Raw genomic sequence first — 15,395 nt, 5'->3', positions numbered from 1 at the left:
TCAGGCCACGGCCAGCTGCTGTTCTTCGCGGGTCACTTCGCTGCGCAGCCAGTCGATGAAGTAGGAGACCTTCGGCAGGTTCAACTTGGCGCGGGGGGCGACAAGGTAATAGGCGAAGTCGACCTTCACCGTCGTCGAGTTGAAGGGCTGCACCAGCCGTCCCTGGCGCAGGTCGCGGGCGGCAAGGGCCGTCTTGGCCAGGGCCACGCCACGGCCGAGTGCCGCCGCCTCGATGACGAGGCTCGACTGGTTGAAGCGCGGGCCGCGCGTCGAATCGACGTGCGGCGAGCCGGCCGCGCTCAGCCACATCTCCCAATTGGGGCAGGAGGGATCATTGTCGGGGCTGTCGTCATGCAGCAGGGTTGCCTCGGTGAGGTCGGAGGGCATGTAGAAGGGGCCATGCTGCATCAGGTATTCCGGGCTGCAGACCGGAACCACGCTCTCGGCCATGAGCCTTTCCACCGCGAGGTCCGAGTAGCGCCCCGCGCCATAGCGGATGGCGAGATCGATGCCGTCCTTGGCGAAGTCGGAGATCTGCATCGAGGCCTGGACATGCACGTCGATCTCCGGATGCGCGTTCTGGAACAGTTCGAGCCGCGGCAGGAGCCATTTCGAGGCGAAGGAGGGCGCCACGCTGACCGACAGGACGCCCGCCTCGCCCAGCGAATCGATCGCGTCCATCGCGGCACAGAGGCGGGAAAAGGCCTCGTGCAGGTCGCGCAGCCCGGCCGTTCCGGCATCGGTCAAGGCCAGGCCGCGGCCGTTCCTGACGAAGAGCGGCAGGCCCACGTGATCCTCGAGCAGCCGGATCTGGTGGCTCACTGCGGCGGGCGTCACCCGCAACTCGCTTGCCGCCTGCGAAATACTCATGTGGCGGGCAGCGACCTCGAAGGCCCGGAGAGCATTGAGCGGGGGGAGCTGGCGGCGCATCGTCTATACCATACTTAATTGATAGAGATTTAGGAGTAACACCGCTGCCGGGCCGTTGCAAGGCTTTCTTTGGTGGCGTGGAGAGGTGCCGGGGCGCCTGTGCTCCGACCATGCCCGGATGCGGGCGCGGCGGGCCTGCCCCCGCGTCGGCGCTGGCGGAGGGGGTGGGAATGAAGGTGAATGAGTGGCGTCCCGGAAGGGATTCGAACCCCTGACCCCAGGTTTAGGAAACCTGTGCTCTATCCGGCTGAGCTACCGGGACTTGGCCGGTGGCCTTTCTAACGGTCCGCGCCCGCTTTGGGAAGGCGTCAGAAACGGAAAAGGCCCGGCGTGCGGCCGGGCCTTTGCAGATCGGATGACGAGAGATCAGGCGGCTTCGTCGGCGGCCACGTCCTCTTCGGGCTTTTCGCCGGCGGCGGGACGCTTGGCGTTCTTCGAGAGGAACTCTTCGAGTTCCTTCACGGCCTGGTCGTCGTCGATCTTCTTCACGGCGGCGATTTCGCGGGCCATGCGGTCCAGCGCCTGCTCGAAGAGCTGGCGTTCGGAATAGGACTGTTCCGGCTGGCGCTCCGAGCGGTAGAGGTCGCGCACCACCTCGGCCACGGCCATGATGTCGCCGGAGTTGATCTTCGCATCATATTCCTGCGCCCGGCGCGACCACATGGTGCGCTTGATGCGGGCGCGGCCCTTGAGCACCTTCAGCGCCGATTCGATCTGCGCCTTGTCGGACAGGCGGCGCATGCCCTTCTGTTCCGCACGGCTGGTCGGCACCTTGAGGCGGAGCTTCTCCTTCTCGAACTCGACGATGTAGAGCTCGAGCTTCACGCCGGCGATTTCCTGCTCCTCGATCATCGAGATCTTGCCCACGCCATGGGCGGGGTAGACGACGAGTTCATTGACCTTGAACACCAGCTTGCGCGCCACGGGCGGGGCAACCACGGCAGCGGCAGCCGCCGGCTTGTGGGCCGGGGCGGGGGCGGGTTGCGGGGCAGCGGCCTTGGCAACGGGGGCGGGGGCCGCAGCCTTGGCAGGCTTCCTGGCCTCGGCGGCGGGCTTGGCGGCGGCCACCGGCTTTGCAGCCGGAGCCGGCTTTACGGCGGCGGCGGGCTTGGCGGGGGCCTTGGCGGCAACGGCCTTGGGGGCCGGCTTGGCGGCGGCGGCGGGCTTGGCCTTGGCGGCAGCGGGCTTGGCCTTGGCGGCGGTCACCGGCTTCGAGGTCTTCTTCGGGGCTGTCTTGGTCTTGGCCTTGGCGGCGGGCTTCTTGGTGGCCGCTGCCTTCGTCTTGGTCTTCGTCATGTTTCGTCCTTCGCCCTTTGCCCAATGTGTTCTGGAATATGCGGTCCGTTGGCGAGAAACGGGGTGACGCGCGGCGCTGGCCAAAAGACCTGCGCAACCTGCCTCTTCGTCCAGTTCCCGTAACCGGTGCCTGTCTGCCCTCCCACCCGAAGGGCGCCCTCGGGCCCCTGTCGCTGTCTGTGGATTGCCGGCACGCGCATAAAAAAACCCGAGCCCTTGGCCCGGTTTCCTTCACCCAACTCGGATTACATACTCATGATGCCCTAAATATCACAAGTTTAAGCATTTTTAAAGGGCTAGACGTCCGTGTACGGCGGAATCTTGTGCCGCACACGGACGAATCTTGCGGAAAAAGGTTAATGCCCGGAAGGGGATGCATGCCCGGCCTGCGCGCAGGGCATGGAAAACCCTCAGTCGCCCTCGCCGGGATTGGGGGAGAAATACTTCTCCAGCTTGCCTTCCACGCCGTCGAACTCCTTGGCATCCGCCGGGGCGTCCTTCTTGGTGGTGATGTTGGGCCACTGCGCGGCATATTCGGTGTTGAGCTTCAGCCAGGATTCGAGGCCGGGCTCGGTATCAGGCTTGATCGCCTCGGCCGGGCATTCCGGCTCGCAGACGCCGCAGTCGATGCATTCGTCGGGGTGGATGACGAGCATGTTCTCGCCCTCGTAGAAGCAGTCCACGGGGCAAACTTCCACGCAATCCATGTACTTGCACTTGATGCAGTTGTCGGTGACGATATAGGTCATAGGCTCAACCGTTCTTTATTCCGAACGCTTCCTAGCAATTTCCGGCGGGGCTTGCACCACATTTTACGGCGTTTCCTCATCCAGCGTGGACATGCCCGGCTCACGATAGAGGCGCCGCGCCGCCTCGGCGGGACCGCGGCGCTCGGCCAGCCCCGCGACATGCAGGACCCGCACCCTTGAATTGAGGACGATGGTCAGAACGTCGTCCGCCTTCACCCCGTGGCCGGGCTTCAGCGTCTTCTGGCCATTGAGGCGGACATGGCCGGATTCCACGAGGGAGCAGGCGGCCTCCCGGGTCTTCACCACCCGGGCGAACCACAGCCACTTGTCGAGGCGCTGGCGCCCCGGCGCCTCGTCACTTGCCGCCAAGCTTCGCCTTCAGCGCCCCCAGCACGGCGAAGGGGGAATCGGGGTCGATCGGCTTTTCCGGGCGGGATTTCCGCTCCGGGGCCTCCGGCTTGCGGTCCTCCCGGCGCGGCCTGCGGTCCTGCCGACCCTCCTGGCCCTCGGCGCGGTCTTCCCGGCGCTTGTCCTTGCCATGCTGGCGGTGCGGGCGGCCGCCCTCGCGGCGCGGTTGCTGTTCGCCCTCGGGCTTCTCGCCGCCTTCGGCCGGCTTGGCGCCGCGCTGCTGCGGGCGGCGGTTGTTCTGCTGGCGCTCGGGGCGATGGCGGAAGGGACCGGTGTCCTTGGGCCACCAGATCTCGATTTCCACCTCTTCCATCGGCACTTCGGGCGCGGGCGCGGCTTCAGCCACGGCGTCTGCCTCGCCCTCCGCCGCAGGCGTGGCGGGGGTGGAGGGGACCTCGACCGGGCTGTCGGGCGCTTCCGGCGGTGTGGCGGGCTCGGCGGGCGTTTCGCCCGGCTCCGGCGTCACCGGTTCGGCGGGGGCGGGCGCTTCCTGCGGCGCGAGGGCCGGAACCTCGGCGGGCGCGGTGCCCGGCAGTTCCTGCGGGGCGCCCGGCGCCGCAGCGGCGGCGGCCACGGGGCGCTTCACCGTCTTCTTCTGCATGCGGTAGTCGAGGCTCCTCAGGATGCCGAGGAAGTCCTCGCCTGAGCAGCCGACGAGCGACATCATGTCCGGCACCACGGTGAAGCCGCCGCCCTCGACGGAACCCGAGGGCCGCGGTTCCTCGGCGAAGCGCGGGCGCCAGAACACGCGGTCGCGGATCACATCGGCCAGACGCTCCAGCATGTCGATGCGGACGACGCGCGAGCCGCAGATGCGGTAGCCGCAGACGCCATAGAAGCCCTTAGGGGTAGAGCGGTCGAAGCTCGCCGAGGTGAGGCCCTGGCCCGGCGGCTGCGGCAGCGCTGCGGGGTCGAGCTTGCCTTCCTTCTGCAGGCTCAAGGCCCAGAGCAGCAGGCGGAGCTCGGTGGGGGCGGGCTTCAAGAGGGCTGGCACATAGACGTTGAAGGCGCCGAAGCGGGCGCCCAAGGCACGGAGCTTGGCGCGATCATCCTGACTCAGGCCCTTCACTTCCTCCGTCACGGTGTCACGCGGCAGGACGCCCAGCGTCTCCACCAGGCGATAGGCGATGCCGCGCGAGATGCCTTCGAGGCCCTCGCCTTCCTCGAGCTTCAGGAGCGGCTCGAGCACGGCGGCGATGTGGCGGTCGGTGAATTTCTGGAGGCGCTGCTGCACCTCCTCGCGCTCGGCGCCTGAGAGCTGGTCGCCGGCGACGACGGAGGCGCGCGGCTTCAGCAGGGTGGCGCCAGGCTCAAGCCTGCCCACGGGGGCATGGTTCCAGATGATCTGGCCATCGCGGGTGAGCTTCAGGTCGGTGTCGGCTGAGGCGGCGACCGCCTTGGCGCGCGCCGTGATCTCGGCAGCCACGGCGGACATGGCGGCGGCCTTGAGGGCGCGGGCCTCGGCACCCTCGGTCGCACCATCGGGCACGAAGAGGAAGCCCTTGATCCGGCCAATATACTCGCCCTCGACGTGGATGGCGCCATCTTCTTCAACAGTCGACATCAATTCTTCCTTCTGGGCCAGGCGCTTCATCAGCACGCTGGTACGGCGGTCGATAAAACGCTGTGTCAGCCGCTCATGCAAGGCATCCGACAGCTTGTCCTCTATCTCTCTCGCGTAGGATTGCCAATAGAGAGGTGCTTTCAGCCAGTCCGGCCGGTTGGCCACGAAAGTCCAGGTGCGGATGTGGCTGATGCGGTTCGACAGCGTGTCGAGATCGCCCTGGGTGTTCTCGCAGAACTTCAGCTGGCGCACGAACCAGTCCTCATCGATGAACCCGTCTCCAGTCTGGAGATACTGGTAGATCTTCGAAACGATCGAGGCGTGCTCCGAGTTCGAAATGTTTCTGTAGTCCGGGATCTGGCAGACCTCCCACAGCCGCTCCACGTCCTTCTTCGACGTGGCCAAGTCACGCGTGGCGGGGTCGCGGGCCAGTGCTTCCAGCGCGAGCAGGTCGGCATTGGGCTGGGCGCGGGTGAGGCCCTGTTGGTTGGGCAGCATGTTGAGCGACTGCCTGAGGCGCTCCAGCGAGCCGAAATCCAGCTCGCGGTTGCGCCACTGCAGCATGCGCACGGCATCGAAATTGTGCGACTCGAGGCGCTCCACCACTTCCTGCTCGAAGGGATCTGCCTCGCCCGTCACGCCGAAGGTGCCGTCGTTCATGTAGCGCCCGGCGCGGCCCGCGACCTGGCCCAGTTCGGAGGGGTTGAGGTGGCGGTACTGGAAGCCGTCGAACTTGCGGGTGGAGGCGAAGGCCACATGGTCGACATCCATGTTGAGGCCCATGCCGATGGCATCGGTGGCCACGATGTAATCGACGTCGCCCGACTGGTAGAGCGCCACCTGGGCATTGCGGGTGCGCGGGCTGAGGGCGCCGAGAACAACCGCCGCGCCGCCGCGCTGACGGCGGATCAGCTCGGCCGTCGCATAGACCATGTCGGCGGAGAAGGCGACGATGGCCGAGCGGCGGGGAAGCCGCGTGAGCTTCTTCTGGCCCGCGTAGAGAAGCTGCGAGAAGCGCGGGCGCGCCACGAAGGTCGTTCCCGGCAGCAGGCGCTCGAGCAGCGGGCGCATGGTGGCGGCCCCCAGCAGCATGGTCTCGTCGCGCCCCCGGCGGTTCAGCACGCGGTCGGTGAAGATGTGGCCGCGCTCGAAGTCGGCACAGAGCTGCACCTCGTCGATGGCGAGGAAGGGCACGTCGACGTCGGAAGGCATCGCCTCGACGGTGCAGATCCAGTAGCGCGCGGCGGCGGGGATGATCTTCTCCTCGCCGGTGACCAGCGCCACGGCGGCATCGCCCGCACGCGCCCGCACCTTGTCGAAGATCTCGCGGGCCAGAAGGCGAAGGGGAAGCCCGATCATGCCGCCGCCGTGCCCCAGCATGCGCTCCACCGCGAGGTGGGTCTTGCCGGTGTTGGTGGGGCCAAGCACGGCAGTGACGGTTTTCTGGGCGGGCATCTAAGGCGGCTTTACGGGACTTTCGTGAGCTCCAGACTTGGGGCGCGGGTCCCCCGCGGTCAAGGATTATCGGCCCGTTCTGAACCGCCCCGTTAAGCATTGGATTCAAAGCGGAACGAACACGGCCCGAATCGTTGCTGACTGGCTTTTCCGGGTTTGTTCCCAGGGGCTTGTGCCGGATTTGCTGGGGTTCCGGAAGGCGGCGCCTGATGCGCCGGAACACCGGGGCGGCCATCCATGGCGGAGGTGGAGCCGAAAGTCTTAACGCCGTGCGCCCCATGGTTGACGAATTCCAGCTGACCTCGCGACCGGCAAGCCGACGTTCTTAACGGAATGGACCATCCCCGGAACGGATCGCGCCCGAATCGCTGAAGGGCCGATTTTCGTGGTTTGTTCTCGCAAGATGTTGTGTTGCGGCTCAGCTAAGCCTACAAGAGCACAGGAGAATTCTGCTCGCAGCGCGGTTGCGGCGGGGCGAGGCGTTAACCCGATTGTGCCAGAACGGGACAGCCAGCTCCTTTCCGGTGAGGGCAGAGGCGCGAAGACAGGCTTTGGACCCGCCGGGATATCGGGTGCTTCCGGCTTGACCCCGTGGCCTGCTGCCACTATAGACCCGCCATCCGAACCGGGGGCATCCTGCCGACCGGTGCCCATTCTTATTGTGGAGTTAAGCCCATGGCCCGCCGTTGTGAGTTGACGGGAAAGAACGCGCTGGTTGGCAACAAGGTCAGCCATGCCAACAACAAGACCAAGACCCGCTTCATGCCGAACCTGTGCGACGTGAGCCTGATGAGCGATGCGATGGGCCTGACCTATCGCCTGCGCATCTCCGCGATCGCGCTGAAGTCGGTCGAGCATGTGGGCGGCCTCGACGCCTTCCTGATGAAGGCCGACAGCGCCAAGCTCTCGGACAAGGCGCTGCGCCTCAAGCGCTCGATCGCCAAGAAGCTGGAAGCCGCCAAGGCCGCCTGATCCTTCGGTCGGTTCTGAATTCGAAAGCCGCTCCAACCGGGGCGGCTTTTGCTTTATGGGTCAGGCGATGAGCGAAGAGAAAGCAAGCAGGCGCGGCAATGGCCCGCGTGACGGCGCACCGCGCATCCACGGCTCGGCCGTCACCCGCAATGCCGAATTGGGGCGCTTCACCGAGTTGAAGGAGCGCGTGCAGTTCCTCGACTCGACGCTCGGCGACTATTCCTACATCGAGCGGGACTCGGAGGCGATCTACGCGCAGATCGGCAAGTTCACGGCGATCGCCGCGCAGTGCCGCATCAATGCGCTGAACCACCCGACGGAGCGCATCAGCCAGCACAAGATGACCTATCGGCCCAACGAGTTCTTCGCGCATGCCAAGCTCGACAAGGCCTTCCGCGAGCAGCGCATCGCCGCCAAGGTGGTGATCGGGCATGATGTGTGGATCGGCCATGGCGCAATCATCCTGCCCGGCGTCACCATCGGCCACGGCGCGGTAGTTGCGGCGGGTGCCGTGGTGACGAAGGACGTGGCCCCCTATGCCATCGTGGCGGGCGTGCCGGCGCGCTTCCTCAAATGGCGCTTCGCGCCGGAAGTGGCGGAACGCATCCTGCGGCTCGCCTGGTGGGACTGGGAGCATGAGCGGCTGGGGCAGGCGGTCGAGGACATGCGGGCGCTGTCGGTGGAGGCGTTTCTCGCGAAGCATGCGCCCCGTTGAAGGCCCAAGGCCAACGAAGGTCTGCACACTCTCCTCATGCCCATCATGCCCGGGCTCGTCCCGGGCATCCTCTGCACGGCATCAAAGGGATACGCGGGACGAGCCCGCGTATGATGAATTGGAGAGTGGGGGAGGTCGGCCTGCGGCCGTTACGCCGACGCCCGCTTCCTTGGCGCGGGCTTTGCCACCACTTTCGGCGCGGCCTTCTCGGAAAACAGCTCGGCGAGCTTCTCCGTCATCGCCCCACCAAGCTCCTCGGCATCGACAATCGTCACCGCGCGCTTGTAGTAGCGTGTCACGTCATGGCCGATGCCGATGGCGATCAGTTCGACCGGCGAGCGCTGCTCGATGTCGTGGATGACCTGGCGGAGGTGCTTCTCGAGATAATTGCCGGAATTGACCGAGAGCGTTGAATCATCGACCGGCGCACCATCCGAGATCACCATCAGGATGCGGCGCTGCTCGCGGCGGGCCAAGAGGCGGTTGTGCGCCCAGATCAGCGCCTCGCCATCGATGTTCTCCTTCAGCAGGCCCTCGCGCATCATCAGGCCCAGATTGCGGCGCGCGCGGCGCCACGGGCTGTCGGCCGACTTGTAGATGATGTGGCGGAGGTCGTTGAGGCGGCCGGGGTTCGACGGCTTGTTGGAGGCGAGCCACTTCTCGCGCGCCTGGCCGCCCTTCCACGCACGCGTGGTGAAGCCGAGGATCTCCACCTTCACGCCGCAGCGCTCCAGCGTGCGGGCGAGGATGTCGGCGCAGGTGGCGGCGACCGTGATGGGCCTCCCGCGCATCGAGCCCGAATTGTCCAGGAGCAGACTCACCGCCGTGTCGCGGAACTCGGTGTCCTGCTCCTCCTTGAAGGAGAGTGGATGCATCGGGTCGATGACGACGCGGGTGAGGCGGGCGGCATCGAGCACGCCTTCCTCGAGGTCGAAGTCCCAGCTGCGGTTCTGCTGCGCCATGAGGCGGCGCTGCAGGCGGTTGGCGAGACGCGCCACGACGCCCTGCAGGTTCGAGAGCTGCTTGTCGAGATAGTTGCGAAGGCGGGTGAGTTCCTCGGCGTCGCACAGGTCCTCGGCCGAGATCACCTCGTCGAACTGGTTGGTGAAGACCTTGTAGAAGTCTTCGTTGGAGAGCGACGAGAAGGGGAGCTGCGGCTTCCACGGCTCCTCGCCGTCCTGTTCTTCCTCGCCATCCTGGTCCTCGGCCTGGTCCTCGACGTCCATCTGCTGGGCGTCCATCTCGGCGGCCTCGGACTCGCCCTCGGCGTCCTGCATCTCTTCCATCGACTGCTGGGAGCTTTCCTGCTCCTCGCTGTCGGGCGTCTCCTGGCGTTCGCCGGAATCCTCTTCCGGCTCGTTCGACTCGTCGTTCTCGTCCGACTGGTCGGGGTCCTCGCCCAGCTCCTCCGCCATGTCGAGGGCGGCTATGATGTCGCGCGACATGCGGGCGAAGGCCGCCTGGTCGTGGATGTTGTCCATCAGGTGCGCGAGCTGGTCGTGCGCCTTGTCCTCGATCCACGGCCGCCACAGGTCGACCATGGTGCGCGCCCCCTCGGGGGGCCTCTCGCCGGTCAGCGCCTCGCGCACCATCAGCGCCACGGCCTCGTCGAGCGGGGCATCCTTGCGGTCGGTGTAGCGGGCGACGTCCTTCTTGCGGTAGCGGTCGTCCAGCATGGCCGCGAGGTTGGTCTTCATGCCCTGCATGGCATTGGCGCCGAGGGCCTCGATGCGCGCCTGCTCGACGGCCTCGAAGACGGCCCGGGCATTCTTGCCCTGCGGCTGGTAGCGGGCGTGGACCTTGTCGTTGTGGTTGGCGAGGCGGAGCGCAAAGCTGTCGGACAGGCCGCGCACGATGGCGATGTCGGAGGCCTTCAGCTCATTGCCGACCTGGGGGAGCTTGGCGCGGTTGCCCGCCAGCGAGGGCGCCTCGTTGCCGAAGGCCACGGAGAGCTCCGGGTCCTCGGCAATGGTCTTCATCGCGACGGTGAGGACGCGCTTGAACTCGTTCGAAGGTGTGTCCTTCTCCTTCGCCACCTTACATCACTCAGGCAATGGCGATGTGGGCGGAGGATTCCGGCAGCTCCTCGCCGAAGCAGCGCTGGTAGAACTCGGCCACCACGCTGCGCTCCAGCTCGTCGCACTTGTTGAGGAAGGTCACGCGGAAGGCGAAGCCAACGTCGCCGAAGATCTCGGCATTCTGCGCCCAGGTGATGACGGTGCGGGGGCTCATGACGGTCGAGAGATCGCCCTGCATGAAGGCGTTGCGGGTCAAATCCGCCACGCGCACCATGTTGGAAATGATCTTGCGGCCCTTCTCGTTGTCGAAGTGCTTCGACTTCGCCGCAACGATGCCCACCTCCTGCGCATGCGGCAGGTAGTTGAGCGCCGTAATGATGGACCAGCGGTCCATCTGCGCCTGGTTGATCTGCTGCGTGCCGTGATAGAGGCCCGTGGTGTCGCCAAGGCCGATCGTATTGGCCGTGGCAAAAAGCCGGAAGGCGGCATGCGGGCGGATGACGCGCGACTGGTCGAGCAGCGTCAGCTTGCCGGAGCTTTCGAGGATGCGCTGGATCACGAACATCACGTCCGGGCGGCCGGCGTCATATTCGTCGAAGACGAGCGCCACATTGTGCTGGTAGGCCCAGGGCAGGATGCCTTCGCGGAACTCGGTGACCTGCTTTCCTTCCTGCAGCACGATCGCGTCCTTGCCGATCAGGTCGATGCGCGAGATGTGGCTGTCGAGGTTGACGCGGATGCAGGGCCAGTTGAGGCGGGCGGCGACCTGCTCGATGTGGGTCGACTTGCCGGTGCCGTGATAGCCCGTCACCATGACGCGGCGGTTGTAGGCGAAGCCCGCGAGAATGGCGAGCGTGGTCTCGCGGTTGAAGAGATAGTCCGGATCGAGGTCCGGGACATGTTCCGAGGCCTTGGAATAGGCGGGAACTTCCATGTTCGAGTCGAAGCCGAAGAGCTGCTTCACCGACGCCTTGGTGTCGGGCATGCCGTTCGACTCTGCAGGGGCCTTCGCAATCATGTCAGGAGATCTTCATGTTCCGGGGTTACGCGGGCGGGTTTTAGACGGTCGGGCCCTGCCGGGCAAGGCTTTGCGCCGCCCAGAACTTGAGTGGGCGCATGTCCTTATCGCTCAGGTGGGGCCGCCTGGGCGGGACATGAGCTAGCAGAACCCACTTGAACGAAGGTGGTCATAGGCCTGGATCACCGCCTTCAGCGTATCCTCGTTGGCCCGGCTGCCATTGTTCGCGTCTGGGTGAAGACGCTTCACCAGGGTCTTGTACTGGGTCTTCACCTGCTCGGGCGTGGCGGTATCGTCCAGATTCAGCGTTTGCAGGGCCTTGAGCTCGGTCGAGCGGAGCGCCCGGCCGGACGGGTGGCGGCCCGGCTGCTTGCCGGCCTTGGCGGCAAGCCCGAAGGGATCATCCCGCAACTGGGCGCCGCGGCGGCGCACGGCGGAGGCATTGGGGGTGGCATTCTGGCCCAGTTTCCAGGTCGGACGCTCGCCGAGGCGGGCGTTCCTCTGGAACTCCTGCATCTCGTCGTCCTTCATGCCCTGGAAGTAGTTGTAGGACTTGTTGTACTCCTGCACATGCTCGGTGCAGTAATTGTAGAACTTGCCCTCGTGGCCGCGGCCCATGGGCGCCTTGTGGCGGCCCGGGCGCGGGCAATCCGGCCAGTCGCACTGGGGAATCGTCTCCGCCGCCTTCTTCTTGTCGGTCGAAGGCTTCACGCGGATCTTGTCGAAGTATTTTGAATCGAGCTTCATCGCTGCCAATTATGGTGATAGAGCCGCGCCCAAGCAAGCCTCGTGCGCATGAGGGACCAAATGACGCCATCCCATGATCTCGGCCCCGTTGGCCAAAGAATCACCAAGAAGCTGAGCGAAAGTTTCGCGCCGGCGGCACTTCAGGTGATCGACGAGTCCCACCACCACGCGGGGCACTCGGGATCGCGGCCCGATGGCGAGAGCCATTTCCGCGTGGTCATCGTGGCGGAGGCTTTCCGAGGAAAGTCGCGGGTCGAGCAGCACAGGATGGTGAATGCCGCGCTGGCGGAGGAGCTGAAGGAGCGCGTGCACGCGCTGGCGATCCAGGCCTCGGCGGCGTAAGGGGCCTGCTTCACGCGCAGTCTTGATATCGTCATCGCGGGGCTTGTCCCGGCGATCCTCTTTGCCGCCGTGAAAGGATGGCCGGGACACGCCCGGCCATGATGGATGTGGGATTTCGCTGGACGGCTAATTGGCTTCCGGGGCCGCCTCGCCCTCGCGCTTCACCGGGCTCATGCGCAGCGCCGTGATCTGGTGGCGGCGCTTCTTCAGGATCTCGAAGCGGAAGCCGTGGAAGACGAAGGCCTGGCCGACTTCGGGGATCATACGCGCCTCGTGGATGACGAGGCCGGCGATGGTGTTGGCCTCATCGTCGGGGAGTGCCCAGTCGAAGGCGCGGTTCAGGTCGCGGATGGCGACGGAGCCATCGACGAGATAGGAGCCGTCGGGCTTCGGCCGCACGCCGGACGCCACTGCATCGTGCTCGTCCTTGATGTCGCCGACGATCTCCTCGATGATGTCCTCGAGCGTCACCAGGCCCTGCACCTCGCCATATTCATCGACCACGATGGCGAAGTGGCTCTTGCGCTTCAGGAAGGCATTGAGCTGGTCGGGGATGGCGCGGGTATCGGGCACGAACCAGGGCGGCAGAAGGATGTCCTCGATGTCGACCTTCGCGGCATCGCCATTGTGCTTCTGGAGTGCTGCGAAGAGGTTCTTGGCATGCAGCACGCCGATGATGTTGTCGGGCGTGTCCTTCCACACCGGGATTCGCGTGTGGCCGCTCTTCAGCACGGTGTTGACGATCTCCTTCGGGTCTTCCTCGATGTCGAGCATCGTCATCTTGGTGCGGTGGACCATGATGTCGGCGACCTCGAGGTCCTGCATGGCGAGGATGCCGGAGAGCATGTCGCGGTCGTTCTTCACCACCGTGCCGTCCTTGGCGTGGAGGTCGATCGCCTCGCGCAGTTCCTCATGCATGGTATGGGTTTCGTCCGCCGTGCCGGAGCCGGTCAGCGTGAGGAGCCCGCGCGCGGCGGCTTCGAGTGCCGCGGCAGGAGGCCCGAGCACGGCCACCAGCAGGGATGCGGGCCCTGAGAGCATCACCGCCGCACGGTCCGCACGGCGCGCCGCAAAGGCATCGGGCAGCACCAGGCCAAGGAAGGCGAAGACGACGATCAGCGCGATGGATGCGAGGCTCGCCTGCAGCAGCGGGAAAATGTGGAACAGCAGGAAGGCGGCAAGGCCGGCCGCCAGCATGGCCGCCAGCAGCTTGGCCAGCGCGAGCGCGCCCATGGTGCGGTCTTCGTCCTCCAGCAGCTTCAGCGCCGTCGCAGCACCCTGGATGCCGCGCTTCTGGAGTTCGCCGAGCCTCGTGCGCGATGCATTCCACAGGGCCGCCCGGAGGGCCGCCGCGAAGCCGGAAAGGACGAGCAGGGCGAGGATCGCGGCGCTGGTTAATCCAGGGTCGGGGCTCATCGCTGGCGGAGGTCCTCCGTCAGGAAGTTCAGCACGTCATGCTCGTTCACATCCCTGGCGATGAAGGCCTCGCCGATGTCGCGGGCGAGGATGAAGGTGAGCTTGCCGCCCTGGGCCTTCTTGTCCTGCCGCATGATCTCGACCAGCGTGGCGGGCGGCGGAAGTTCGCCCGGGATCTGCGAGGCGTGAATGGGCAGGCCCACCGACTTCAGGTGCCTGGCCACGCGGTCCGCGGTGCCGGGCGGGCAGAGCTTCTGGCGCTCGGAGAAGCGGAAGGCCTGCACCATGCCGATCGAGACGCCCTCGCCATGCAGCAGGCGCTGCGAATAGCCGGTGGCGGATTCGAGCGCATGGCCGAAGGTGTGGCCGAGGTTCAGAAGTGCGCGCACGCCGGTCTCGTGCTCGTCCTCCGCCACGATCTGCGCCTTGGCCTCGCAGGACTTGCGGATCGCATGGATTCGCGCCTGTGAATCGCCGCGCATGATGGCGGGGGCCGCACCCTCCAGCCATTCGAAGAAATCGGCATCGCCCAGCAGGCCATACTTGGCGACTTCGGCATAGCCTGCCGCCAGTTCGCGCTTCGGCAGCGTGTCGAGCAGCGCGATGTCGGTGATGACGGCGAGCGGCTGGTGGAAGGCGCCGATCAGGTTCTTGCCATAAGGCGAATTGATGCCGGTCTTGCCGCCAACGGACGAGTCCACCTGCGACAGGAGCGTCGTCGGGATCTGGATGAAGTCCACACCGCGCCGCAGGATCGCGGCGGCAAAGCCCGCGAGGTCGCCGATCACGCCGCCGCCGAAGGCGATGATGCGGTCGCGGCGTTCGATGCCGGCCGCCAGCAGCTTGTCGCAGAGTTCGGCGAGGTGCTGGTAGCTCTTGGTCTTCTCGCCCGGCGGCATGACGATGGCGGTGGAGCGGATGCCTTTCGCCGCCAGCGCGCGCTCAAGCGTCGCGAGATGCGCGGCGGCGACGTTCTGGTCGGTCACGATGGCGGTGAGCGGGCGCTTCAGGAAGGGCGCCACCACCTCGCCGGCCCGGGCCAGCAGGCCCTCGCCGATGTGGATGTCATAGCTGCGGTCGCCCAGCGAGACGGGCACGGTTTCGCGCCGTTCGGCGGCATTGAGGTCACTCATCACTGGTCTTCTTCTTGCTGTCCCATCCGTCCCACTGCGCCAGCGCCCGGACCACGTCGTTCACCATCTGGCCGTGCTGCACGTCGCGGCTTTCCACCGTGACGTCAGCCAGCGCATAGACCGGGTAGCGCTTGTCGATCAGGGCGCGCATCACCGCCTGTGGGTCCTCGTTCTGGAGCAGCGGCCGGTCCTGCCGCTTCATCACCCGCTTCATCAGGATTGGCAGCGTGGCCTTGAGCCAGACGGAGATGCCGCTCTCCTGGATGCGCTGCCGGGTCTCGTCGTTCATGTAGGCACCGCCGCCGGTGGCGAGCACCTGCGCGCCATTGCCGATCAGACGCTGGATCACCCGGCGCTCGCCCTCGCGGAAATAGGGCTCGCCATGGTCGGCGAAGATGTCCTTGATGGATTTGCCGGCCGCCGCCTCGATCTCGTGGTCGGCGTCGACGAAGGGGATGCGCAGCTTCTCGGCCAGCCTGCGGCCCACGCTCGTCTTGCCGGCCCCCATCAGACCGACGAGCACGATGGGGCGTTGCCCCAGCCGCTGCCGGACCAATTCGGTCTCCTTTGCAATCGAACGGCGTGCCATCCGGTCTCCTCAATTCCGGCCGGTTCTATCGTGCAAGGTGTTC

General features: G+C 66.1%; 14 protein-coding genes and 1 tRNA gene. 3 read left to right on the top strand and 12 right to left on the bottom strand.

Features of this window, described 5'->3' with window-relative positions; genetic code table 11:
• From gcvA to DK847_RS03735, 6 genes are all read right to left on the bottom strand, one after another.
• The gene (gcvA, locus tag DK847_RS03760; RefSeq protein WP_111196241.1) at positions 1 to 930 is read right to left on the bottom strand and encodes a transcriptional regulator GcvA; all 930 of its coding nucleotides are present in this window, start codon (positions 928 to 930) and stop codon (positions 1 to 3) included.
• 185 nt (positions 931 to 1,115) lie between these two features.
• Positions 1,116 to 1,192: transfer RNA gene (locus tag DK847_RS03755), tRNA-Arg, on the bottom strand.
• 104 nt (positions 1,193 to 1,296) lie between these two features.
• Complete coding sequence (locus DK847_RS03750; RefSeq protein ID WP_111196240.1) at positions 1,297 to 2,226, bottom strand: CarD family transcriptional regulator; 930 nt, start codon at positions 2,224 to 2,226, stop codon at positions 1,297 to 1,299.
• Between the two features lie 410 nt (positions 2,227 to 2,636).
• Complete coding sequence (gene fdxA, locus DK847_RS03745) at positions 2,637 to 2,975, bottom strand: ferredoxin FdxA (RefSeq protein ID WP_111196239.1); 339 nt, start codon at positions 2,973 to 2,975, stop codon at positions 2,637 to 2,639.
• Between the two features lie 63 nt (positions 2,976 to 3,038).
• Positions 3,039 to 3,344: an RNA-binding S4 domain-containing protein gene (locus tag DK847_RS03740; RefSeq protein ID WP_111196238.1), complete on the bottom strand. Its 306-nt coding sequence runs from the start codon at positions 3,342 to 3,344 to the stop codon at positions 3,039 to 3,041.
• Entirely contained in the window at positions 3,331 to 6,402 is a 3,072-nt protein-coding gene (locus DK847_RS03735) for a helicase-related protein (protein WP_146256035.1), read from the bottom strand. The genes DK847_RS03740 and DK847_RS03735 overlap by 14 nt, the downstream gene beginning before the upstream one ends.
• 675 nt (positions 6,403 to 7,077) lie before the next feature.
• Here DK847_RS03735 and rpmB point away from each other — a divergent pair.
• Together rpmB and DK847_RS03725 are read left to right on the top strand one after the other, a co-directional pair.
• A complete protein-coding gene (gene rpmB, locus DK847_RS03730; RefSeq protein ID WP_111196237.1) occupies positions 7,078 to 7,374 on the top strand; it encodes a 50S ribosomal protein L28 in 297 nt (98 codons plus the stop codon).
• A 67-nt stretch (positions 7,375 to 7,441) separates the two neighbouring features.
• On the top strand, positions 7,442 to 8,089 hold the full coding sequence (locus DK847_RS03725; protein WP_111196236.1) for a DapH/DapD/GlmU-related protein: 648 nt from the start codon (positions 7,442 to 7,444) through the stop codon (positions 8,087 to 8,089).
• Positions 8,090 to 8,238: 149 nt separating this feature from the next.
• On the opposite strand, the gene cobT is transcribed toward DK847_RS03725, so the two are convergent.
• From cobT to DK847_RS03710, 3 genes are all read right to left on the bottom strand, one after another.
• Positions 8,239 to 10,125, bottom strand: coding sequence for a cobaltochelatase subunit CobT (gene cobT, locus DK847_RS03720; RefSeq protein WP_280956374.1), 1,887 nt, complete (start codon positions 10,123 to 10,125; stop codon positions 8,239 to 8,241).
• Positions 10,126 to 10,135: 10 nt separating this feature from the next.
• On the bottom strand, positions 10,136 to 11,125 hold the full coding sequence (gene cobS, locus DK847_RS03715; RefSeq protein WP_193548172.1) for a cobaltochelatase subunit CobS: 990 nt from the start codon (positions 11,123 to 11,125) through the stop codon (positions 10,136 to 10,138).
• 141 nt (positions 11,126 to 11,266) lie between these two features.
• Positions 11,267 to 11,872 carry a J domain-containing protein gene (locus DK847_RS03710; protein ID WP_111196235.1) on the bottom strand — a complete coding sequence of 202 codons (606 nt, stop codon included), beginning with the start codon at positions 11,870 to 11,872 and terminating at the stop codon, positions 11,267 to 11,269.
• Between the two features lie 60 nt (positions 11,873 to 11,932).
• Between DK847_RS03710 and DK847_RS03705 the strand changes: the two genes are divergently transcribed.
• Positions 11,933 to 12,214, top strand: coding sequence for a BolA family protein (locus DK847_RS03705; protein ID WP_111196234.1), 282 nt, complete (start codon positions 11,933 to 11,935; stop codon positions 12,212 to 12,214).
• Positions 12,215 to 12,340: 126 nt separating this feature from the next.
• Here DK847_RS03705 and DK847_RS03700 read toward each other — a convergent pair whose 3' ends face one another.
• The 3 genes from DK847_RS03700 to DK847_RS03690 are packed head-to-tail and all read right to left on the bottom strand — an operon-like array spanning position 12,341 to position 15,352.
• Entirely contained in the window at positions 12,341 to 13,630 is a 1,290-nt protein-coding gene (locus DK847_RS03700; RefSeq protein WP_111196233.1) for an HlyC/CorC family transporter, read from the bottom strand.
• Positions 13,627 to 14,763, bottom strand: coding sequence for a 3-dehydroquinate synthase (aroB, locus tag DK847_RS03695; RefSeq protein ID WP_111196232.1), 1,137 nt, complete (start codon positions 14,761 to 14,763; stop codon positions 13,627 to 13,629). The genes DK847_RS03700 and aroB overlap by 4 nt, the downstream gene beginning before the upstream one ends.
• Positions 14,756 to 15,352, bottom strand: a complete 597-nt coding sequence (locus tag DK847_RS03690; RefSeq protein ID WP_111196231.1) for a shikimate kinase — start codon at positions 15,350 to 15,352, stop codon at positions 14,756 to 14,758. Before DK847_RS03690 ends, aroB begins: the two co-directional genes overlap by 8 nt.
• Positions 15,353 to 15,395 lie beyond the last annotated feature (43 nt).

Origin of the sequence: Aestuariivirga litoralis (assembly GCF_003234965.1) — a bacterium.
Classification (GTDB): domain Bacteria; phylum Pseudomonadota; class Alphaproteobacteria; order Rhizobiales; family Aestuariivirgaceae; genus Aestuariivirga; species Aestuariivirga litoralis.
Note: the sequence above shows the minus strand (reverse complement) of the source record. Positions and strands in the feature narration are given on the sequence as shown.

Bases quoted from the DNA above. Each gene is read 5' to 3' on its own strand.
- gcvA (WP_111196241.1), bottom strand. From the start codon at position 930: ATGCGCCGCCAGCTCCCCCCGCTCAATGCTCTCCGGGCCTTCGAGGTC.
- DK847_RS03750 (WP_111196240.1), bottom strand. From the start codon at position 2,226: ATGACGAAGACCAAGACGAAGGCAGCGGCCACCAAGAAGCCCGCCGCC.
- fdxA (WP_111196239.1), bottom strand. From the start codon at position 2,975: ATGACCTATATCGTCACCGACAACTGCATCAAGTGCAAGTACATGGAT.
- DK847_RS03735 (WP_146256035.1), bottom strand. From the start codon at position 6,402: ATGCCCGCCCAGAAAACCGTCACTGCCGTGCTTGGCCCCACCAACACC.
- rpmB (WP_111196237.1), top strand. From the start codon at position 7,078: ATGGCCCGCCGTTGTGAGTTGACGGGAAAGAACGCGCTGGTTGGCAAC.
- DK847_RS03725 (WP_111196236.1), top strand. From the start codon at position 7,442: ATGAGCGAAGAGAAAGCAAGCAGGCGCGGCAATGGCCCGCGTGACGGC.
- cobS (WP_193548172.1), bottom strand. From the start codon at position 11,125: ATGATTGCGAAGGCCCCTGCAGAGTCGAACGGCATGCCCGACACCAAG.
- DK847_RS03710 (WP_111196235.1), bottom strand. From the start codon at position 11,872: ATGAAGCTCGATTCAAAATACTTCGACAAGATCCGCGTGAAGCCTTCG.
- DK847_RS03705 (WP_111196234.1), top strand. From the start codon at position 11,933: ATGACGCCATCCCATGATCTCGGCCCCGTTGGCCAAAGAATCACCAAG.
- DK847_RS03700 (WP_111196233.1), bottom strand. From the start codon at position 13,630: ATGAGCCCCGACCCTGGATTAACCAGCGCCGCGATCCTCGCCCTGCTC.
- aroB (WP_111196232.1), bottom strand. From the start codon at position 14,763: ATGAGTGACCTCAATGCCGCCGAACGGCGCGAAACCGTGCCCGTCTCG.
- DK847_RS03690 (WP_111196231.1), bottom strand. From the start codon at position 15,352: ATGGCACGCCGTTCGATTGCAAAGGAGACCGAATTGGTCCGGCAGCGG.